Source organism: Planctobacterium sp. R6 (assembly GCF_055755215.1).
The window spans coordinates 99,466-119,039 of the sequence record NZ_JBVTQY010000005.1 but is presented as its reverse complement, the minus strand read 5'-3'; the positions used below and the strand labels follow the sequence as shown (position 1 = coordinate 119,039).

22 protein-coding genes are annotated in these 19,574 nt (G+C 48.0%); 5 read left to right on the top strand and 17 right to left on the bottom strand.

What is annotated here, in order from left to right:
• The first annotated feature begins 49 nt into the window (after positions 1-49).
• Positions 50-301, top strand: coding sequence for a YheU family protein (locus tag AC0J20_RS05320; protein ID WP_229529730.1), 252 nt, complete (start codon positions 50-52; stop codon positions 299-301).
• On the opposite strand, the gene AC0J20_RS05315 is transcribed toward AC0J20_RS05320, so the two are convergent.
• From AC0J20_RS05315 to nudE, 4 genes are read right to left on the bottom strand one after another with little or no spacing between them, the layout of a single operon-like run.
• On the bottom strand, positions 298-678 hold the full coding sequence (locus AC0J20_RS05315; RefSeq protein ID WP_473020908.1) for a VOC family protein: 381 nt from the start codon (positions 676-678) through the stop codon (positions 298-300). The two genes, AC0J20_RS05320 and AC0J20_RS05315, sit on opposite strands and share 4 nt — an antisense overlap.
• A gap of 40 nt (positions 679-718) precedes the next feature.
• Positions 719-1,279, bottom strand: a complete 561-nt coding sequence (locus AC0J20_RS05310) for a YceI family protein (protein ID WP_229529732.1) — start codon at positions 1,277-1,279, stop codon at positions 719-721.
• A complete protein-coding gene (gene cysQ / locus AC0J20_RS05305) occupies positions 1,269-2,105 on the bottom strand; it encodes a 3'(2'),5'-bisphosphate nucleotidase CysQ (RefSeq protein WP_473020907.1) in 837 nt (278 codons plus the stop codon). The genes AC0J20_RS05310 and cysQ overlap by 11 nt, the downstream gene beginning before the upstream one ends.
• On the bottom strand, positions 2,102-2,668 hold the full coding sequence (nudE, locus tag AC0J20_RS05300) for an ADP compounds hydrolase NudE (protein ID WP_473020906.1): 567 nt from the start codon (positions 2,666-2,668) through the stop codon (positions 2,102-2,104). Before nudE ends, cysQ begins: the two co-directional genes overlap by 4 nt.
• A gap of 54 nt (positions 2,669-2,722) precedes the next feature.
• On the opposite strand from nudE, the gene yrfG reads away from it, so the two are divergent.
• Positions 2,723-3,403 carry a GMP/IMP nucleotidase gene (yrfG, locus tag AC0J20_RS05295; protein ID WP_473020905.1) on the top strand — a complete coding sequence of 227 codons (681 nt, stop codon included), beginning with the start codon at positions 2,723-2,725 and terminating at the stop codon, positions 3,401-3,403.
• Between the two features lies 1 nt (position 3,404).
• On the opposite strand, the gene AC0J20_RS05290 is transcribed toward yrfG, so the two are convergent.
• The 12 genes from AC0J20_RS05290 to gspC all read right to left on the bottom strand — a co-directional run bounded on the left by AC0J20_RS05290 (position 3,405) and on the right by gspC (position 14,700).
• Positions 3,405-4,154 (bottom strand): type II secretion system protein N, encoded by a 750-nt coding sequence (locus AC0J20_RS05290; protein WP_473020904.1) that lies wholly within the window; start codon positions 4,152-4,154, stop codon positions 3,405-3,407.
• Positions 4,155-4,166: 12 nt separating this feature from the next.
• Positions 4,167-4,655, bottom strand: a complete 489-nt coding sequence (gene gspM / locus AC0J20_RS05285; RefSeq protein WP_473020903.1) for a type II secretion system protein GspM — start codon at positions 4,653-4,655, stop codon at positions 4,167-4,169.
• A gap of 13 nt (positions 4,656-4,668) precedes the next feature.
• The gene (gene gspL, locus AC0J20_RS05280; protein WP_473020902.1) at positions 4,669-5,862 is read right to left on the bottom strand and encodes a type II secretion system protein GspL; all 1,194 of its coding nucleotides are present in this window, start codon (positions 5,860-5,862) and stop codon (positions 4,669-4,671) included.
• Positions 5,862-6,836: a type II secretion system minor pseudopilin GspK gene (gene gspK, locus AC0J20_RS05275; protein ID WP_473020901.1), complete on the bottom strand. Its 975-nt coding sequence runs from the start codon at positions 6,834-6,836 to the stop codon at positions 5,862-5,864. Before gspK ends, gspL begins: the two co-directional genes overlap by 1 nt.
• The gene (gspJ, locus tag AC0J20_RS05270; protein ID WP_473020900.1) at positions 6,836-7,468 is read right to left on the bottom strand and encodes a type II secretion system minor pseudopilin GspJ; all 633 of its coding nucleotides are present in this window, start codon (positions 7,466-7,468) and stop codon (positions 6,836-6,838) included. The genes gspK and gspJ overlap by 1 nt, the downstream gene beginning before the upstream one ends.
• Before the next feature lie 4 nt (positions 7,469-7,472).
• The gene (gene gspI, locus AC0J20_RS05265; protein ID WP_473020899.1) at positions 7,473-7,853 is read right to left on the bottom strand and encodes a type II secretion system minor pseudopilin GspI; all 381 of its coding nucleotides are present in this window, start codon (positions 7,851-7,853) and stop codon (positions 7,473-7,475) included.
• Entirely contained in the window at positions 7,850-8,458 is a 609-nt protein-coding gene (gspH, locus tag AC0J20_RS05260) for a type II secretion system minor pseudopilin GspH (protein ID WP_473020898.1), read from the bottom strand. Before gspH ends, gspI begins: the two co-directional genes overlap by 4 nt.
• A 28-nt stretch (positions 8,459-8,486) precedes the next feature.
• Positions 8,487-8,912: a type II secretion system major pseudopilin GspG gene (gspG, locus tag AC0J20_RS05255; protein ID WP_267498292.1), complete on the bottom strand. Its 426-nt coding sequence runs from the start codon at positions 8,910-8,912 to the stop codon at positions 8,487-8,489.
• Positions 8,913-8,926: 14 nt separating this feature from the next.
• Positions 8,927-10,141 carry a type II secretion system inner membrane protein GspF gene (gene gspF, locus AC0J20_RS05250; RefSeq protein WP_473020897.1) on the bottom strand — a complete coding sequence of 405 codons (1,215 nt, stop codon included), beginning with the start codon at positions 10,139-10,141 and terminating at the stop codon, positions 8,927-8,929.
• Positions 10,142-11,686 carry a type II secretion system ATPase GspE gene (gene gspE, locus AC0J20_RS05245; protein WP_229529743.1) on the bottom strand — a complete coding sequence of 515 codons (1,545 nt, stop codon included), beginning with the start codon at positions 11,684-11,686 and terminating at the stop codon, positions 10,142-10,144.
• 3 nt (positions 11,687-11,689) lie between these two features.
• Complete coding sequence (gspD, locus tag AC0J20_RS05240) at positions 11,690-13,690, bottom strand: type II secretion system secretin GspD (RefSeq protein ID WP_473020952.1); 2,001 nt, start codon at positions 13,688-13,690, stop codon at positions 11,690-11,692.
• Between the two features lie 68 nt (positions 13,691-13,758).
• Positions 13,759-14,700, bottom strand: coding sequence for a type II secretion system protein GspC (gene gspC, locus AC0J20_RS05235; RefSeq protein ID WP_473020896.1), 942 nt, complete (start codon positions 14,698-14,700; stop codon positions 13,759-13,761).
• A gap of 250 nt (positions 14,701-14,950) precedes the next feature.
• Between gspC and hslR the strand changes: the two genes are divergently transcribed.
• The 3 genes from hslR (at position 14,951) to AC0J20_RS05220 (ending at position 18,204) form a co-directional block, all read left to right on the top strand.
• Entirely contained in the window at positions 14,951-15,370 is a 420-nt protein-coding gene (hslR, locus tag AC0J20_RS05230) for a ribosome-associated heat shock protein Hsp15 (RefSeq protein ID WP_229529745.1), read from the top strand.
• 36 nt (positions 15,371-15,406) lie between these two features.
• Positions 15,407-16,282, top strand: a complete 876-nt coding sequence (gene hslO, locus AC0J20_RS05225) for an Hsp33 family molecular chaperone HslO (protein WP_473020895.1) — start codon at positions 15,407-15,409, stop codon at positions 16,280-16,282.
• A gap of 377 nt (positions 16,283-16,659) precedes the next feature.
• Complete coding sequence (locus AC0J20_RS05220; protein ID WP_473020894.1) at positions 16,660-18,204, top strand: phosphoenolpyruvate carboxykinase; 1,545 nt, start codon at positions 16,660-16,662, stop codon at positions 18,202-18,204.
• 38 nt (positions 18,205-18,242) lie between these two features.
• On the opposite strand, the gene envZ is transcribed toward AC0J20_RS05220, so the two are convergent.
• Positions 18,243-19,544, bottom strand: a complete 1,302-nt coding sequence (gene envZ / locus AC0J20_RS05215; protein ID WP_473020893.1) for a two-component system sensor histidine kinase EnvZ — start codon at positions 19,542-19,544, stop codon at positions 18,243-18,245.
• Positions 19,545-19,574 lie beyond the last annotated feature (30 nt).

Here is a 19,574-nt window from a genome sequence, read left to right as displayed (position 1 = left end):
TAAGTTAGTGCTTGCACCTATATGTTTTAAAAAATAGTTGGAGTTAGTAATGTCTGTCGTAGTGCCGCTTAATGAAATACCGGAAGAAAGTCTGCGTAACCTGGTTTCAGGTTTTGTATTAAGGGAAGGTACGGATTACGGAGAGCAGGAGGTTTCACTGCAGGCTAAAGTTGAGCAGGTACTGGCTCGCTTAAAATCCGGGGAAGCTGTGATTGTTTATTCTGAACTGGAAGAGAGTTTCGATATTGTGAGTCGTGATAGTTTGTCTCTGATGGAAGCGCAATACCGGCAAGACTGCTAACCCTGAGCACTTACCCGCCAGGGCGGATTCAGACGATTTTTACCTGCCCAATACAACTTGATCTTGTTGCCCGAAGGGTCATGGAGTACCGCTTCTTTCCACAAATAACGCTGCTCTGTCGGAGGTTGGTCAAAGGTAAGACCACGTTGGCAAAGTTCAGCATAGAGTGTGTCCAGTTGCTCATGCTCAAAATACATTATTGCGCCATTTGAGAATGTTTCTTCTTCCAGGGACAGGGAAAAGCTGCTGTCGCCATCAGGAGCCGCGAAACGTGCGTAGTGGGGCGTATCTACGATAAGCTGACAACCCAATAACCGGTAAAAGTCCACCGCTTTTGCCATGTCATTTACCGGCAAGGTTATCTGATTCAGCTCCATTGCTGACAGGGTTCCTGAAGGCCTGCTTGCTTATCCTGTTCTATTTCTTGTGCAATACGATATTGCCGGACACAGGAATGGCATTGGCAATAGACTTTAACCCCGCCACTTCACGCAATGCTTCAATGCCGGGCACTAAGTCATAGTCCGCAGCATTAATAATCAGCGGTTGCAGCAATGTGCCTGTAATACTGGTGTCAGTAGGGGTTAACAACAGCGACAACTGCACAGGTTGGGATTTGCCATGCAGGCTTAAGGTGCCTTCTGCGTTTACTACTGTAGTGCTGGTGAAGTCATCAATTCCCTGCGGTAATGCCACAGTTAAGGTAGCATATCGAAAATTGGCGACATCAAACAACATGGCTTTCATTCGCTCATTACGAATTGGAATGGCGGTTTCTACCGAACTCAAATCCATGTTGAGTACCAGTTTTGAGTTACTTTTCAGTTCAACTTCAAATTCGGTTATCTGGTGAATTTCCTGGATGTGAGTTTGTTTCGTGGATACGAAATTGATGTTGGAATTGTCGCGGTCTAATTGCCAGCCAGCGAAACTTGTGCTGCTAAAAAATAAGAGGGTAATCAGTAGTTTATTCATCATTTTTACTCACCAGTTGATACAAGACTATTTGTTCCCAATCTACCCGTTGGTCGCCTAGTACCACAAAATCCGGGTTGATAAGACTTGTTCGTTGATTGTAGGTTAATGGTTCAAAATCTGCAGCTAATACTTTGCCGCCTGCTTCGGTAACAATACATTGTGGGGCACCGGTATCCCATTCACCGGTAATGCCGATGCGCAAAAACACATCCGCTTTGCCTTCGGCAATAAAACAGGACTTCAGTGAGCAGCTACCCAGGGGGATGGTGCTGTAGATTCTGTCTTTGGTCATACGGGACATAACCCTGTCACGGGGTTGTCTGCGGCTGATGGCCACCAGTACTTCACCATTTTGAGGATCGTCTAACTGACGGACCCAAATCTGCTTGTCTTCTTTCGGACTTTCTTTAAACGCGCCATGGCCCTTGCTGGCAAAATACAGGGTTTCACCTACGGGCCAGTAAATTACGCCAATGGCAGGCTCGTTGTTTTCGATCAGCGCAATGTTAATGGCAAAGTCACCGCTTCGGGCGATAAATTCCTGGGTACCATCGATAGGGTCGATGAGCCAGTACCGTTGCCAGCGCTTGCGTACTTCCAGCGATTCATGCTTACTCTCTTCCGACATAATGGGAATATCCGGTGCATGCTGATCCAGGTAGCGGGTAATGATCTCATTGGCTTTATAGTCTGCGGTGGTCACCGGCGAGTCGTCGGATTTACTGTAGCTGGTGAAGTCACCGCTGTCGTAAATTTGCATAATTTCAGCGCCGGCCTCGAGTGCCGCGGCTTTAGCGATATTGAGTAATTCTTGATAGGGATTCATCTGTTTTGCAATAACCTCCTGTGAGCCAGCATCAGGGCTGCGATACATCGGGCTTCGGTAAAATCAGAGCGGGCCAGTAAGGCGTCCATGTCATCAAATGACCACTCTACAACTTCTAAGGGTTCTGGTTCATCACCAGGTAGTTTTTCAGGATAAAGACCACTGCCCAGCATGATATGCATGTGGGCACTGAAAAAGGTCGGGGCCATGGTAACCGTAGAGAGTGATTCGAGCCGATCAGCACCATAGCCGACTTCTTCTTTTAGCTCTCTGTTTGCGGCCTGTACAGGCGTTTCTCCGGGGTCGATCAGTCCTTTCGGAAAGCCCAGTTGATATTCGTGGAGTCCGGCAGCGTATTCTTTGACCAACAGGAAGCGTTTGTCATCTATCATGGGCACAATCATGACAGCTCCTCTGCCTGAGCCTGCCATGCGTTCAAATACGCGTTTTTCGCCGTTGGAGAATTCCAGGTGAACTTGTTCGAGCCGGAATAGCCGACTCCGAGCTACGATTTCCCGATCATGGATGACAGGTAGTTGTTTCTCAGAATCTGGTTTACTCACTCTGGTGCCGCGTTACAATATGTCAAAACCATACTATAACGCTTATAAATTCAAATGCCTACGTTACATTGGAAGGAAATCGACACCGTTTTATTAGACATGGACGGTACATTACTGGATTTGCACTATGACAATCAGTTTTGGTTGCATCATTTGCCCCTGCGATTGTCACAAAAACGCGGCATTTCCTATGAGCAGGCACAGCAGTTTCTGAGCGATGAATATCAAAAAGTATTCGGTACGCTGGACTGGTATTGCCTGGATGTGTGGGCAAGAAAACTGGATATGAATATTGTGGAGGCAAAACGGGAAATTGAGCATCTGATCTCAATGCGTCCCGATGCAATTCCTTTTCTGGATGCCCTGAAAAATACCGGACGAAAAGTCTTTTTGGTGACCAACGCACATCCGGATTCTCTGTCCCTGAAAATTGAAAAAACTCAGCTGGATAAACACATTGATGTTTTGTATTCCACCCATCAATTTGGTGTCACAAAAGAATCTCTGAGCTTGTGGCAAAAACTACAGTCGGAAATTGGATTCGACAGCGACAGAACCTTATTTGTGGATGACAGCCTGGGGATTCTGGCAACGGCCAAAAGGTTTGGTATTAAGCACTTACTTGCCGTTGCAAACCCGGATAGTCAAAAGCCAGCTGTGAAAGTCACGGATTTTGAATCCATCAGCGACTACCGGGACATCATTGCGGATATTCAGGCCGCCACTTTGAATTAGGTTACAATTTTATCTGATAAAACCCTTGTTCGTCCGGTGCTCCGAAAAATTTAGCGGCATCGTGCACTTCTCTGGGAAGGGCATCGGATACCTTAAATTGTCCTTCGACACTGAACTTACCATTGTGATGAATCAGTGTTGCGGCTGCAAGATTCAGCGAATTATCGGGTCTGGTGGTGATTTTAATCGGCCCCTGATCACATTCCAGGGTTGCCTCAAAGTTCCCCAGATTAACCTGACCATTAAAACCAGCAACCCCCGCGTTTAACCAACTGCCTGTGCCTTTGAGAGACTGGCAACCGGTTTCCTTGTGGTAGCTGAAGGTTTCAACTTGCACCCGCGCCCGACCGGCCGCATCGACGGCGATGGGTAACTGTACCTGAGCCATTAACAGAGGTGTCGGGGCAAATAATGTGGTGTTCTGAGCGCTTATTCCTGAAGGCGTGAGTGTGATATCACCCTGCAGCGAAATTTGATCACTGTCACGGGCACTGCCTGCATCTATGTGTACTGTTGCTTTACCCAGCAGCAATGGCAAAAAGGCCAAATCCCAGTTTACGTTGGACAGGGCCAGCCCTTGCACTATCACCTGATCGGCATGGCCTGCCCACAAGGTGCCACTGACCCCAATGACACTGACTTCTTTGGGGAGTGTCACCCTGGCTATCACCTGACTGGCGGGCAGATTAGCCACTAAAAAAATGAGAAAAAGACCAATAGCGGCGAGCGTAATACTGAGTTGTTTTTTCATAGCCCTTTACGATTATACTTTGCTGAGTCTGAGGCGGCGTATTTTGACATTGCCGACACTGTCGCCTTCTGCAATATCCGCCTCAATGATTTGGACACCCATGTGTTCCAGTGATTGTAGCCAATTGAGTACATCCTCAAAGCGAGCATTGTCGATCCATACCTGAATATCGTCGCCCTGCGGTTGCATCCTGGAAATACTGATGTTGCTGTTATTCGCCGTCTGATTAACGGCCTGAGGCAAGGAGCCATTGAACTGCTCGCCTTCTCCCCCGGATTGTCTGAGCTGAATGGCGCGATTGGCATTTTGACTTACCCAGGTCAGCAGTTCTTTTTGGGCGTTCAGCGAAGCGCTGTTCTTCTCAATACTGGCCTGCATGGGGGCATAGATAAAAAAGTAGATGCCACCCACCAATACCACAACCGCTGAGATTAGTACCATTTTTTGCTCGCGTTCAGTCAGTTGCTGAAAGCGCTGTTTGAGTTCATTGAGATATTTCATATATTCTGGCCCGTTAACTTCTGATGGCCAAAGAACCAACAACCTGATCATCACGGTTGTTTATGGCACCTTGTTCCACGGTAAATCCCTGCTGTTCGGCCAGACGTTTGAAGGTTTCTAATGATTCGTAACCGTCGGCGACAGCCTGCATGCGGATCTCAGAGCGACTGCGATCAAAGCGCATTGTTTGTGGCTTGATTTGACTACTGGCAAAGGCCTGCTCCAGCACCGACATCATCGCCAACATGGAAACTCCGCTGCTATTTTGATCCAACGCGTCCATTTTTTGTTTCATCTGGCTTCTGACATTCACAATGCGACGGGTTTCTGGAAATGCGCGCTTAAATTCGGCCTCTATTTGCTCCTTCAGGGCGTCATTTTGATTGCTCAGTTGGGTGGCCTGAATGCCTTTGTCTACAAAGGTGGTTAGTATGGCAACGCCGGCCAAAACGGCCGCCAGGCGCCATTGGCTGGTGGTTTTTTTGCCGCGTTTTTTGGCTTTGTACTGTTCCTGCCGTAAATTGAACGAGCTGGCAACCGCCTGCTGTGCCAAGGTTTGCATAGGCAACGGACCCGCCTGATAGGTTATCTCGATATTAGCCAGGTTGTGTAGGGTGGGGTCACTACTGAATTCTATTGAGACTTTCTGTTCTTGTTTTTTGGCAAATAGTTCAATGGCTGCTGACAACCAGTGAGCTTCTCCTGTGATACCTTGCCACTCGGCCTGACGAATGATCACCTCATCTCCCAGCGATAAGGCATGCCAGTTTTCTTCGGGAACTGGCAGGCACAGGGTATCCGGTACGATTTTGTCGCAGTGTAATCCGGCATCTTGCAAAGTATCCAGCCAGTATTGCATTTTGGCTTTGCTGACTATGGCCACCTGTTGGGCTTTTTCGGTTTGTTTATGCCAGGCGAAAAACAGCTTTTCAACGTCCTGTGACAACTCATCTTCCAGCATAAAGGGAACTGCGCTGAGTAATTTGCGGCTGGCTTTACCCGGTAAAGTAACGGTTTTCAGGGTGATCTCACTACCTGGCACAATCAGAATGGCTTCATCTTTACCGGTGCGCTCTGGCAAAGAGGAAATCTGCTCCAGGTTATCCAGCACACCCGAGGCGATGATCTCTTGTTCGTCGGCAGACCAGACTAACCAGTTGATCTGACTGTCTGGCATGCCCGGCAGGCGAATGACCAGTTTTTCCATTAAAGTTTTCCTCCAAACTCGCGTCTGACTAGGTGTACACTGTTATCTGATGCCACTTTGAAAACTGATGACATTTTAAATGTGGCGTTATTATACGTAGTTTTAACGTGCAGTATAAAAAATCGCGTTGTCACGTCAAACAGCTCTTTTTGTTGGTCCGTCAGGTTCATGTTATTCACTGCCGGATCCGCTAAAAAAGCGTTTTTGTCGGCAAAAGGGATACCGCTAATAACGCTTTCTGCAGTGGACACATCTAAACCGGTCATAGCGGCCAACAGTGGTGCTTTTTCAGCCGTCAGCGTATTGACATTAAGCTTCAGGGCGGTCTCTCCCGGGATCACGCACACCAGCGGCATAATTTTGTGTAACCAGGCCATTTCCACCCCTTTTACCAGGCGCAGTTCAGACTTGGAGGCCATCAGGCTATTGGCTGCCAGATAGGGATGCAGCAAAGATTCGTAATCTGAATCCTCTGCGCCGTAATTACCGCTCAATATACTGTCATCGTCCAGCCAGTCCACCAGAGAGTCCCGCAGGGTTTCCTGGTTCAGCGACGGGATATTAAACGCCTGGGTATTGAGCAGGTTTAAAAAGGCATTGCGAATTTCTGTTTGATTGTTATTACCTGAGCTGTTACCGGACTGGTCCTGCAGCGCGTTGAGGTTAAAGCAGGATTGCAGATCTTCCAGTGTGGCTTCAATCATGCCACCTTCTACAGGGAACTGAATATCCTGTTGTGCCCACGGTTCGTTAATATGAATAGTATCATTGCCTTCCAGAATCAGTTGAGCCAGAGTTTTTTGTGCAAACTGCTCTGCTGCGACGGCGTACCAAAAGGCCTGGTTATTGTCCTTCAGGCTGATGCTGCGCTTAACCTGTAACTGCAGGCGTGAGCCCATATCAGCGGCGCTGATAGAAACCAGGGCTACCACCAGTAAAACCACGATTAAAGCGACGCCTTTTTGCCGATTCATTAAGGGACCCCCAGTCCGGTGGCCAGTGAAAATTCCCGGCGGATTAAACCAAACTCGGTGCTGACAATTTCGATCGTGATGGCGTAGGGGAGTTGTGAGCCGGTATAGGTGTCCTGCCATTGATTATTGTTATCGTCACTGGCTTTTTCTCTGGATATCCGAAACTGGAACTGCAGATCTTCTATGTCTTGCAGTAGTACCCGTACTTTGGGCTCTGCACCTATGACATTATCCACATAGTTGCTGTACACCCGCTGTAATTCGTCACCCTGCAGGCGATACCCGACGGTTTGCAGCGTGCTTCTTGGTAGCACCAGCTTTGGGTTTGCCCAACCGGCTCTGACAAATGCCAGGCCGTCAGCATCACTTTCAAAGGCATTGAGTCCACCACTTATAACGATATCGCTGGATTCACCTTCAATTCTGATTTTCCGCTCAACCGCTTGTTGCAGATCGCGTTCAATAATGGTCATTGCCCGCTGCAAATCCCGCAATTTATCAAACCGCTCGCCGGATAACTGGTCTGTGTCCAGCACGGTGTTCAACACGCTGTGGGAGGCCAGCCCAATGAGTGTAAATACAAACAAGGCGATGAGGATTTCCAGTAAGGTAAAACCAGAGTGATTACGCACCGGGCTACCCCACAGGTGCCGGTGAGGGGTTGGCAATATAGGTAATAACTGAGGTGATCACCGATTCCATTTGCTGGTCCTGGGCCACCACGACTTCTACCTGACGAAACTCTTTATCCTGGGTTTCGGACACCAGGTATTGATAATACCAGGTTCTGCCAGCCAGTTCGGTGTTGCCTTTGAGGTTGTTCTCTGGCGGCCAGCGACGTTCGGTGACTAACTTGTTGAGTTCGTTATTGGCAACCCAGGTGGCCATGGTCATATCTTCCAGGGTACTGATGCCGCGAATGTGTTCACTGGCCGCTTTCATGATTGAAGTCGCGGTTAGGGCAAAAATAAACAGTGCCACCATCACTTCCAGCAGTGTTAAGCCTTTGTTGTTCATAGTGAGTCCAACGGGCCTTCAACAATCAGTGGCGTGTACTCTTCACCGTTTACCCGGAAATACACCGGAAAGGCATCGCCAAACTGTGGTTCAAATTTAAATATCAGGCTAAAGGGCGTAAAGTCACCGCTGGAGAAAATAAATACCTGAGGTGGCTCAGGTTCCTGCTCTTCTTCTTTGCCAATTTCAGTACTTTCTTCTGAGACTGATAATTCTTCATCAAAAATATCGGCATCGAACAGACTGTCTTCCTGTACCCAGGGGAGGTCGTCCAGTTCCAGCTCCAGCGAATATTCCTGCTCAAATTCCTGCACTGCGAAGAGGTCTTCTCCCTGAATCGGACGCCACTTATCTTCGTCATTGAGGAACATGAAAAAATACTGATTCTTTTCCGGCTCTATTCGCAAACCCAGTTGCACCTGATTGAGCACCGCGTAATCAGAGGCCATATCGAACACTATTTGAAAGCGCCTGGCTTTCTTTTGTAGCTCTTTGTCGAAGTCGCTGCCGGAATAATTCAACACCACAACAGCGACTGACAGGCCAATCATAAACAGCACCACCATCACCTCAATCAGGCTAAAGCCGTTAGTGTTTTTTCGCATTGAGGTGATTGCAGCCTGCATAAGTTGCTTAGTTCAGGAAATCGTTGATGTTCCAGTTGCCGATATCGTCGTCGCTGCCTGGTTGGCCGTCAGGACCATTGCTGAAAATATCAATGGTGCCCATTTCACCGGGATTCAGTAACTGGTAATCATTGCCCCAGGGGTCCTGCGGTAAACGTTTGATAAAACCATCAGTGGGGAAGTTGCGCGGTACCGGCTCAATGTTTGAGGCCGTGACCAGAGCTTCCAGCCCTTGCTCTGTAGATGGGAAAACATTATTGCGTAATTTATACATCTCCAGTGCACTTTCCAGTTGCTGGATATCAATGGCGGCCTTTTTCAGTTTGGCCTCTTCAGTATTACCCAGAATATTCGGGGCAATAATGGCAGTCATAATACCGATGATCAGAATGACCACCATGACTTCGATTAAACTAAAACCTTTGTTTTTCAATGTTCTTACTCCTGTTACACAATCGAATTTAGCGACACTATAGGTAGCAAAATTGCAATTACGATAAAAAATACAATGCCCGCCATCACCAGTATCAACATGGGACTTAAAATACTGAGGGCGACACTCACCTGCATTTCAAACTCCCTGTCCTGATTGTTGGCGGCTCTGCCAAGCATTTGTTGTAATTCACCACTTTTTTCGCCTGATGCAATCATGTGCATCATCATAGGGGGGAATACTTTGGTTTTGCCCAGAGCCACTTTCAGGCTGGAACCTTCCTGCACCATTTCCGCGGCTTCTAAAATCAGCTTTTTAATATAATCGTTGAGCAGTACCTGACCGGAAATACGCATGCCCTCCAGAATGGGCACAGCACTGGCAGTTAAAATACTTAGGGTACTGGCAAAGCGGCTGGTATTCAGTCCTTTGATCACCTTGCCAAACACCGGAAAAGACAACATGCGTCGGTGAACCTGCAGCCTGAAGGTGTCTTTTTTCATCAGGTGCTTAAACAGCATAATGCTCACCAGAATAAGCCCTATGGTGTGGAATATATAGGCTTTAACCCAGTCACTCAGGTTGATCAAAAACTGGGTTACACCGGGAAGATCCTGACCCATGGTGTCAAACTGACCGACAATTTTCGGTACTACGTAGGTCAGCAACAGGGTGACGATCACCAGTGCCACCACCACCATGATAGTGGGATAAACCATGGCCTGAATAATGATGCTGCGGGTATGTTGTTTTTTCTCGGTATAGTCAGCCAGACGATTCAGGACGGTATCCAGGTGGCCGGATTTTTCCCCTGCTGCCACCATAGCCCGAAAAAGTTGGTCGAATACATAGGGAAATTCAGCCATGGCGTCTGCCAGTGAGTGACCTTCTACCACTTTGCTGCGCACCGCCATCATCATGTTTTTCTGACGCGGCTTTTCGCATTGTTCCGCTACCGCCAGTAACGCTTCTTCCAGGGGTAACGCCGATTCAACCAGGGTGGCCAACTGGCGGGTTAGCAAAGCGAGATCGCTGGGGGATATTTTGGGCTGAAACAGTTGCAGTCCTTTGGACAGCTTCTGTTCCTTTTCTGCGGCTTGTTCCACTTCCAGTGGAATTAACCCTTTTTCCCGCAATTGTGAGCGAATCTGGCGGGCGTTGTCACCTTCCAGAATACCGCTTTTATTGCGCCCGTTGGCATCAATGGCTTTGTAGGAATAGGCCGCCATTTATTCTTCCCTTGTTACGCGTAACACTTCTTCCAGTGTCGTTGCGCCCTGTAATACTTTGCGGCAACCATCTTCTCTGATGCTGGGGGTGGATTTGCGAATGTATTTTTCGATGGCCTGTTCACCGTGACCATTGTGTACCAGTTCACGGATGTTTTCGTCTACCAGCAACAATTCATGAATACCTGTTCTTCCTTTGTAACCGGTATGATTACAGGCCACACAGCCGCCAGCGGCATAAACATTATGTTGTTCTAACTGTTCTTCAGAAATGCCCAAAATGTGCAATTCCTGACTGGTAGGATGGTGTGGTACCCGGCAATCTTCACACAAGGTTCTCACCAGGCGTTGCGACAGTACCGCCAATAAACTGGAAGACAACAGAAACGGCTCTATGCCCATATCTTCCAGACGAGTAATGGCACCTGCGGCTGTATTGGTGTGCAAGGTCGACATCACCAGGTGGCCGGTTAAACTGGCCTGTACACCAATTTGTGCGGTTTCCAGATCACGTATCTCACCTACCATCACCACATCAGGGTCCTGGCGCAAAATCGCTCTCAGGCCACGGGCGAAGGTCATGTCTACTTTGCTGTTTACCTGGGTCTGACCGATCCCGGGTAAATCAAATTCGATGGGGTCTTCTACCGTCAGTATGTTGCGATCTTTGGAGTTAATTTCGCTAAGACCGGCATACAAGGTGGTACTCTTACCGGAACCTGTTGGGCCTGTAACCAGGATGATGCCGTGAGGTTTGCGAATAAGATCGGAAAACTTATCCCGGTTGGCCTGGGTCATACCCAGATCTTCCAGATTCAGGCGGGCGTTGTTCTTGTCTAACAAACGCAGTACCACGCGTTCACCGTGTCCGGTGGGCATAGTACTGACCCGCACATCCACGGCACGCCCGGCAATGCGCAAGGTAATACGACCGTCTTGCGGTACCCGTTTTTCGGCGATATCCAGCTTGGCCATAACCTTTATACGGGACACCAGCATAGAAGCCAGTTTGCGGTTGGGTTTGAGGATCTCCCGCAATACGCCATCCACCCGAAAGCGCACCGTTAACTGAGTTTCAAAGGTTTCGACGTGAATATCGGACGCGCCTTCTTTGATAGCTTCCCCCAGCATGGCATTAATCAGTTTGATAATGGGCGCATCATCTTCGCTTTCCAGCAAATCTTCGGTTTCAGGTAGCTCTTCGGCTAACGAAAACAGGTCGCTTTCATTGCCGATGTCTTCCATCAGTTGTTTGGCTGCGGAAGTGTCGCGCTGGAATGCATCGGTAAGCAGTTTTTCAAAGCGATCGTTATCCACTTCCTGCAATTCGAAGGGGGCACCTAAAAAGCGACGTACTTCCTGAAATGCACTCAGTGCAGTGTCAGCGGTGTGGTACAGCTGAGCGGGTACAGCAATGCTGTCCAGCAGTACCCGATGTCGCTTGGAAAAGCCAAAACTCAGTTGCGAAGGAAGTTGCGCCTGTTCCTCCGGCGAAAGAGCCTGCTCTTCCGCTTCTAATTGTTCCGCAATAAGCTCTTCACTCATGGATTAATCTTTCTTGTTCTTTTCTTTTAAATATTCTTCAAAAGAAGGTGGCAGAGCCAGTTCGTCATTCCATTCCGGTAGCGTTGGCGTATCGGTAAATGGCATCAAAGCAACGCCTTCTTCTTCGCGCTTGATTTGTTCTGCGCGAATGAAGTTGTATTTCTTGTGACTGATCTTATTCATGGTAATACCATCGCGAATGATGGTGGGACGAATAAACACCATCAGGTTGCGCTTGCGCTTGCTGGTGGTGGTGGATTTAAAAATATTACCCAGATAAGGGATATCACCCAGCAGTGGCACTTTCGAAATACTCTCCTGCACGTCTTCGTCAATCAGGCCACCCAGAACAATCGTGCCGCCATCATCGGCCATCACGGTGGTCTTAATCTCACGTTTGTTGATAGAGATATCTACCGACGTGGCACCACTGACGCTGGATACTTCCTGTTCAATGACTAACTGCACGGCGTTACCTTCGTTAATTTGCGGTGTCACCTTGAGTTTAATACCCACTTCTTTTCGTTCTACTGTCTGGAATGGGTTGGCATTATTAGAACCGGTGGAAGAACCGGTAATGATGGGCACTTCCTGACCCACGATAAAGAAGGCTTCTTCATTGTCCATCGTGGTCAGGTGTGGCGTGGCCAGAATGTTTGAGTTGGTATCAGTGCTGACAGCCTGAAGTACTGCGCCCCAGTCGTCTTCTACTGCCCCCACTAAAAAGCCGTTTACTGTGCCTAACAGATTCGCTAACAACGAAGGGTCGCCCTGCTCAGTTGAGGTGCTGTTAACTACAGTCGGATTCAGAGGGTCTGATGTATTAGTGTTGGTCGTTGTTGTTGTTACCGTTCTATCCTGAGCCTGATCGTAACCCACAGCCAACGAACCGATGGGGACAACCCCATTGGTAAATTGCTGACCGCCGCCGGCTTCTGTGGCCCACTGAATACCCAGAGTTGTGCCGTCGCCTTCAAAGACTTCTACGATAATGGCTTCTACCTGTACCTGAGCACGACGCACATCCAACTGGCGAATCACTTCTTCCAGTGATGACATCATGTCTGGTTCAGCAGTGATAACCAGTGAGTTCGAATCCATGTGAGCATCGATGCTGACGTCTCTTGAGGAGTTGCGACGGGCGTTGCGATTGTTTTGTGTGCCCTGTTCTTCCTGAGCAATACTGGCACTGACACCCTGTAATACGTTAACCAGGTCTTCCGCTTTGGCATACTTGAGGAAAATAACGCGGGTATTACCGTTGGATTCCAGCTCTTTATCCAGTCGGTTAATCAGGGTGATAATGCGCTTTCTGGCTTTAATGTCACCGCTGACGATAACGCTGTTGGTGCGGTCATCGGCAACTACTTTCGGCTCCAGGTTATCCGGCGTTGTGCCTTTGCCCTGGGAATTGTTGATGCTTTCTAAAATGCGCACCATTTCACTGGCGGAGGCGAAGCGCAATTTAACGATTTCAACTTCCCGGTCACCGGCTTTGTCTACCCGTTCAATAATCTCAGTGAGGCGATTCACCACCGCCGCACGACCGGTGATCATCATCACGTTTGATGGATCGTGACTGATGACGTTACCGCCACCTGCCTGGTCGTTGAGTTGTCGTAAAATGGGCGCTAATTCTCTTACCGGTACGCTGTAAACCGGCACAACCCGGGTGATCATTTCGTCGCCGTCGAACAGCTGACCATCAACAACCGGAATGTTAGAGGACTTGGCATCTTTATCCCGTACTACTTTTAGTACGCCGCTGGGCATTTCCACCACCGCAAAACCGTAGACCTGTAGCACGTTCAGGAAAAACTGATAATACTGATCTTCGCTTAACAAATCGTAACTGCGAACGGTGATTTTACCCCGCACGTTAGGATCGACTATGATGGTCTTTTGCAGGTTTTTACCGACAATATTAATGAACTCGGTAATTTCTGTACCTTTAAAGTTTGGCGAATATTCTGCGGCAAACGCCGGAGAATTGAGGGCTATCATAGACGCGATAGAAGCAGCCAGCAGGCCTTTTATCAGCGGACGAAATTTCCTCATAAGTCTTTCCTTTTTTAGTTTCCGGCAGAGGCGGGTAGTTCAAGATCAAGTGTGGTGACTGCCCCGTCTCTGGACAGCTTAATTTGTAAAAACTCGGCAGAACGCAGCATTTTCATTGCTTCCATCGACTGTTGTATGTCGGTGAGGTCCAGGCCATTAATTTCAGTCAGGATATCATTTGCTTGTAAACCGGCAGCTTCAAACAACGCCGGATCTTTTCCTGGGTTCACCTTATATCCGGCAATTTTGCCTTCTTCCCGGTGAGGCTGGATAGCAATGAAATCAGTAAATTTAGTGGGAGATTCGCGCAAGGCTCTTGCCGCATCAGCGGTACTTTTGTCGAAGGTTTGTATTGCTGGCTTTCTCAGTCTGTCTTGTGGCGCGTTCACCGGCCCCTGACGTGTCTGGCTGGCGGATATTGCTGTGGCAGAGGCCTGTTTAAAATCATGGCCATCCAGCATCAGGGTCTCCATGCGACCACCGTTGTCTATGATGATGCGATCCGGCATCACTTCTTTGACTACCGCCCGGGTGCCATCGACTTTCTCACCGATACCATAGGTGTTTTGTTCACCGCGATTTTCAATAATGGCTGCACCGTCTTGTTCTTCAGTGCTGGCTACCAGGCCAGTCAGGGTCAGATTCAGCTGTGTTTCAGGGGCATCCTGTACCACCTGTTTAACTTCTTCTTTTACTGCGCCTGGGTCTCCAAACAATTTAAGACGTTTAATGGCATCAATGTTGGTTTGTTGTTTTTTGCTGTTGCTGCTATTGAGCTGTGTGACGGCAACCTGAGAATGATCTGATTCTGGTTCAGGAAAAAGACGCCAGAAAAGCTCAGCCGCATAGGCAAGCAAATAAATACTGAGCAGGATCACTACCAATAAATTAATGGTTTTTTGATGCTTTTGCCAAATTGACCATAGCTGGTCTGTCGTTATCTGTGCTGTTGCCATTTAAAAATTTCGTTGCTTTAGGCTCTTTATAGGGCGTTTAATTCTTATTGAGCTTTTATTTCGGGGGACCATCATAGTCAGTCGCTTAAAGCCGTACAACTCTAATTGCGATTAATTACAAAAAAATTAATACCCGGGTCATCCGAAAATGATGTGTTTTTAGCAGTTTATGCAACTTGTCTAAATACAGACTGAATAAACCCCTATATTTTACTTGAATTCATACCCTCAGGCCCTAAATTAGGAAGCTATGCAAAAAAACAGTAACAAAACCCAGCATCAGGACAATCAGGAAGCCGCCGTCAGGTTGGATAAATGGTTATGGGCAGCCCGTTTCTTTAAGACCCGAAGCATTGCCAGAGACAATATTAATGCCGGGAAGGTTCATTATAACGGGGCCAAAGCGAAGCCGGGCAAAATCGTGGAGCCCGGGGCTTTGATTAAAGTACCACAGGGCTACGACGAAAAGATCATTACTGTTTTACGCGTCTCAGAACAACGGCTATCGGCACCACTGGCGCAACGACTTTACGAGGAAACCCAACTGAGTGCTGAAAAGCGTGCACAAAATGCTGCAGCCAGAAAACTCAACGCGTTCCATAGTCCGCGACCGGATCATCGCCCTGACAAAAAGCAGCGGCGCGACATTATTAAACTGAAACACAGCTAAACTAAAGCCCTAACGTGTTTGCTATTGGAGCCCTTCATGGACCAAATACAACGATTTTTATTTGACAACATCAATGTGCGCGGTGAGATAGTCAGATTATCTGACACCTTTGACGCCTTATTGTCCGCACAACCGTACCCGGAATCGGTGCAGGTTGTGTTAGGAGAAATGGCGGTGGCAGCTTCCATGTTGGTGGCGACCCTGAAAATCAAAGGTGAAGTGAGTTTGCAGGTGCAGGGTAATGGCGCCGTAAAATATGCGCTGGTAACCGCCAATGACCGGCAGGAAATGCGCGGCATTGCGCGCTGGCAGGAAGAACCCCTGCAACCTGGTTTTGTGGATATTTTCAAAGGGGGTATTTTTACCATCACTATAACGCCGGAAAATGGTCAGCGTTATCAGGGAATAGTGGCCATTGATAAACCCACATTAGCGCAATGCCTGGAGGCGTATTTTGTGCAGTCGGAACAGCTGCCCACCCATATTGAACTCAGGGTAGATAGCAACAGCCGACAAGCTGCTGGTTTATTTTTACAGGTGATCCCTGACTCGGCGGAAAGCTCAGTGAATAAAGATAACGCAGAGTTTGAACATCTGACTAAACTGGCGGAAACCCTGAAAACAGAAGAACTGACCGGGTTACCTTTTGAGCAGGTATTGCATCGCTTGTTCCACGAAGAAGCGGTACGCCTGTTTGAGCCTCAACCGGTACAATTCAAATGTACCTGTAGTAAGTTGAAAAGTGCACTTGCCCTGAAAAGCGTGGATAAGCAAGAACTACTGAGCCTGATTGAAGAGCAGGGCCAGATAAAGATGAATTGCCAGTTTTGTCACTCCGAGTATCTTTATGATGCGATGGATGTGGAGGCTATTCACGCCGGCACTTTTGAACAGTCGCAGGCCATTCAGTAAGTTCCTATATTCATCAAGTACGCCGGGTTTTGGGCGGTTTGTAGCATAAAGTTGACATAACCCGCCCCAACATCTCGCAATTTTTCAAACATCCTTAAAAAAAATACTTATTCATTCCATTTTTCTGAAATTTGCCATTCAGACTTTCAGCTCAGGTTACAACTCCGCTAACTCCTTTTAAAACAATAATCTATGGTTTTCCGGTTGGTTTATTTTGTAGGCTTATTTGAAATATAAATACAGTAAATATGAAAGTTTAGTCAGCTCTGTGGTACTTCTATGGGCTGGCGACTTGTTTAAGCGCCTGAATTGAGTAGAATTGCGCCGGTTTTTAAAGTGTAGTTCATCCTGAAAGTTTACTCAGAGGCAAACAAAAAATGACGGCATCCCCGAAAAATCAACTTATCGACTTAACTCCATCTGAACTTCTGGAGCGCGCCATGCTGGCGGGCGAAGGTCAGTTTGCAGCAAACGGCGCCTTTGTCGTAAAAACCGGGGAACGCACTGGTCGCTCTCCTAACGATCGCTTTTTGGTAAAAGAGTCCAGCACTGAGCAAAACATTGATTGGGGTAAAGTCAATAAACCGGTAGATGAGTCCGTTTTTGATGCCTTATGGGACAAGGCAGAGCAGTATTTATTACAACAGAAGCACTATTATGCTTCGCATCTGGAAGTTGGTGCAGACCAACAATTTAGTTTACCGGTAGTAGTGCGCACTGAAACCGCCTGGCAACAGCTATTCGCCCGCAATTTATTTATAGTGCCAGAGCAGTGGAATATACACGCGAAAACACCGTGGCAAATCATCAATGTTCCCGGCCTTAAGTGTGATCCGGCTGTTGATGGCACCAATAGTGACGGTGCGGTAATGATCAATTTCAAACAACAAAAAGTGTTGTTGGCGGGGATGCGCTATGCCGGTGAAATGAAAAAAGCCATGTTCTCGGTGCAAAACTACCTGCTGCCGGAGCACGATATTTTACCCATGCACTGTTCTGCAAACGTCGGAACGGATGACAGTGTAACCTTGTTCTTTGGTTTGTCAGGAACGGGTAAAACAACCCTTTCCGCAGATCCGGCCAGATTCCTCATCGGTGATGATGAACACGGTTGGGCGAAAGGCAGTGTATTCAACCTTGAAGGGGGTTGTTATGCCAAGTGTATTGATTTGTCTAAAGAAAAAGAGCCGGTGATCTGGAATGCCATTAAGTTCGGCACCATTTTAGAAAATGTCCACCTGGATAAAAACCGCGTACCTGATTATGCCAACACTGAGTTAACCCAAAACTCCCGTGCTGCCTATCCGTTACAACACATCGAAAAGCGCAAGCCGGAAAATCGTGCCGGTGAACCGCGCTCTGTGGTGTTTTTAACTTGTGATGTCAGTGGTGTGTTACCGCCTGTTTCTGTGCTTTCTGATGAAGCAGCGGCTTATCACTTTTTGAGTGGCTATACCGCCAAAGTCGGTTCCACCGAAATCGGCTCAACGGCAGCCATCGAATCCACATTTTCCACCTGTTTTGGTGCGCCGTTCTTCCCCCGTCCGGCAAGCGTGTATGCTGAGCTGTTGATGAAGCGGGTACGGGAATTTAACAGTAAGGTGTACCTGGTCAATACCGGTTGGACAGGTGGTCCATATGGCGTAGGTCAACGTTTCGATATTCCCACCACACGGGCCATTATTACGGCAATTGTCGAAGGTCAGTTAGACGGTGTTGAAACCCGTCGTCTGTCGCAACTGGGTCTGGACATTCCTGTCGCGGTGCCCGGTGTTGACAGCAAGTTGCTGGATCCGCAGCAAACCTGGCAGGATCAGGCTGAGTATCAAAAGTATCTGGAAAAACTGATTGCTGAATTCACTGCAAACTTTGACAAGTATGAGGTGTCAGACGCCATCAGAAATGCCGGTCCAAAACTATAACAGACTGTACAACGGACAAGGCCCGGTATCTACCGGGCTTATTTTTTTGTGGACAGGGTTACAATGGCCTGCAAGCCACCCTGTGGATGATTTTCCAGGCGCACCTTGCCGCCATGCATATCCACGATGCGCTTGATAATGGCCAGTCCCAACCCCGAACCCAGAGAGCCCCGGGCTTTGTCACCTTGCTTGAAAGGTTGGAACAGATCCTCAATGTCGGCATCGGGGATACCTTTACCAAAGTCTCTGACGCAAAACGTGACGGTTTGCGTTTTTTTACTGAACTCTGAACTGATCAAAATATTATCGCTGCCATAGCGAAAGGCGTTTTCAATCAGGTTATCCAGTACCCGCTTGATGGCCACTTTACGCACCAAAATTAGCGGTAGTTCAGATAGCTTTAGCTCAATATTGTGATGTTCTTCAATATTTCTGGCCAGCACCGCATCATTAATCAATTCGTTGATATCGGTCGGTTCGCGTTTTTCCGATTTGTCCTGGCGCACGTAATCAATAAACTGATCAATAATATCGTTCATGTCTTCAATATCATGGATGATGCCCTCTGATATCCAGTCCTGATCCTGTGGCAACATCTCTGTGGCGATGCGAATGCGGGTGAGCGGGGTACGCAGGTCGTGGGAGATACCAGCGGTTAGCAGTGCTCTGTCGTCTTCCAGTTGTTTAATGCCCTTGGCCATCTGGTTAAACGCCTGGGTAACGGCGATGATTTCCGTTGATCCTTCCTCCGCTAACGGTGGAGGGATGTCGCCTTTACCCACTTTTATCGCGGCTTTTTGTAATGCCAGTAAGGGCCGGTTCAGACGCCGCACAAACAGCCAACCCCCGGCCACACTCAGTACCCCAATAACCATTAAAAAGAAGGTCAGTGGTGAAATGTTGGGATCATTAACACTGCTCAGGGGCACGGTTATCCAGAAATTGGGTGCCTGTGGCGGCTGGATCCAAAAAATGTTTTGTCCTTCCTCAGTAACTCTGACCCGCACTTCGGCTGGTCCGCCCAACTCCTGAGACATTTCACGGGTAAAGAACTGATAGTAAGTGGCGTCGTTCAGGCCGTTTTCCAGTGCGCGCTCTTCACTGTATATACGAATGCCGGTGGCTTCAAAAAAGCGCTGATGAAAAATGGGATCGCGATGGTCCATGCCATCAATAAATAACACTTTGATCTGAGTGGCCAGCAGACTGTTGATTTGCTTAAAACTGGGACCGATAAAGTAATAAGTGACTGATAAATAAGACACGACCTGGTTGATCAACAGCAGTACGCCTATGAGCAACACTGTTTGACCAAAAGCACTTTGTGGTTTTATGCGCATGAGAACTTCTTTGCGGACCGGGTTCAGCAG

Excerpts from the sequence above, each read along its gene's own strand:
- AC0J20_RS05320 (WP_229529730.1), top strand. The coding sequence starts at position 50 with ATGTCTGTCGTAGTGCCGCTTAATGAAATACCGGAAGAAAGTCTGCGT.
- AC0J20_RS05315 (WP_473020908.1), bottom strand. The coding sequence starts at position 678 with ATGGAGCTGAATCAGATAACCTTGCCGGTAAATGACATGGCAAAAGCG.
- AC0J20_RS05310 (WP_229529732.1), bottom strand. The coding sequence starts at position 1,279 with ATGATGAATAAACTACTGATTACCCTCTTATTTTTTAGCAGCACAAGT.
- cysQ (WP_473020907.1), bottom strand. The coding sequence starts at position 2,105 with ATGAATCCCTATCAAGAATTACTCAATATCGCTAAAGCCGCGGCACTC.
- yrfG (WP_473020905.1), top strand. The coding sequence starts at position 2,723 with ATGCCTACGTTACATTGGAAGGAAATCGACACCGTTTTATTAGACATG.
- AC0J20_RS05290 (WP_473020904.1), bottom strand. The coding sequence starts at position 4,154 with ATGAAAAAACAACTCAGTATTACGCTCGCCGCTATTGGTCTTTTTCTC.
- gspM (WP_473020903.1), bottom strand. The coding sequence starts at position 4,655 with ATGAAATATCTCAATGAACTCAAACAGCGCTTTCAGCAACTGACTGAA.
- gspL (WP_473020902.1), bottom strand. The coding sequence starts at position 5,862 with ATGGAAAAACTGGTCATTCGCCTGCCGGGCATGCCAGACAGTCAGATC.
- gspK (WP_473020901.1), bottom strand. The coding sequence starts at position 6,836 with ATGAATCGGCAAAAAGGCGTCGCTTTAATCGTGGTTTTACTGGTGGTA.
- gspI (WP_473020899.1), bottom strand. The coding sequence starts at position 7,853 with ATGAACAACAAAGGCTTAACACTGCTGGAAGTGATGGTGGCACTGTTT.
- gspH (WP_473020898.1), bottom strand. The coding sequence starts at position 8,458 with ATGCGAAAAAACACTAACGGCTTTAGCCTGATTGAGGTGATGGTGGTG.
- gspF (WP_473020897.1), bottom strand. The coding sequence starts at position 10,141 with ATGGCGGCCTATTCCTACAAAGCCATTGATGCCAACGGGCGCAATAAA.
- gspE (WP_229529743.1), bottom strand. The coding sequence starts at position 11,686 with ATGAGTGAAGAGCTTATTGCGGAACAATTAGAAGCGGAAGAGCAGGCT.
- gspD (WP_473020952.1), bottom strand. The coding sequence starts at position 13,690 with ATGATAGCCCTCAATTCTCCGGCGTTTGCCGCAGAATATTCGCCAAAC.
- gspC (WP_473020896.1), bottom strand. The coding sequence starts at position 14,700 with ATGGCAACAGCACAGATAACGACAGACCAGCTATGGTCAATTTGGCAA.
- hslR (WP_229529745.1), top strand. The coding sequence starts at position 14,951 with ATGCAAAAAAACAGTAACAAAACCCAGCATCAGGACAATCAGGAAGCC.
- hslO (WP_473020895.1), top strand. The coding sequence starts at position 15,407 with ATGGACCAAATACAACGATTTTTATTTGACAACATCAATGTGCGCGGT.
- AC0J20_RS05220 (WP_473020894.1), top strand. The coding sequence starts at position 16,660 with ATGACGGCATCCCCGAAAAATCAACTTATCGACTTAACTCCATCTGAA.
- envZ (WP_473020893.1), bottom strand. The coding sequence starts at position 19,544 with ATGCGCATAAAACCACAAAGTGCTTTTGGTCAAACAGTGTTGCTCATA.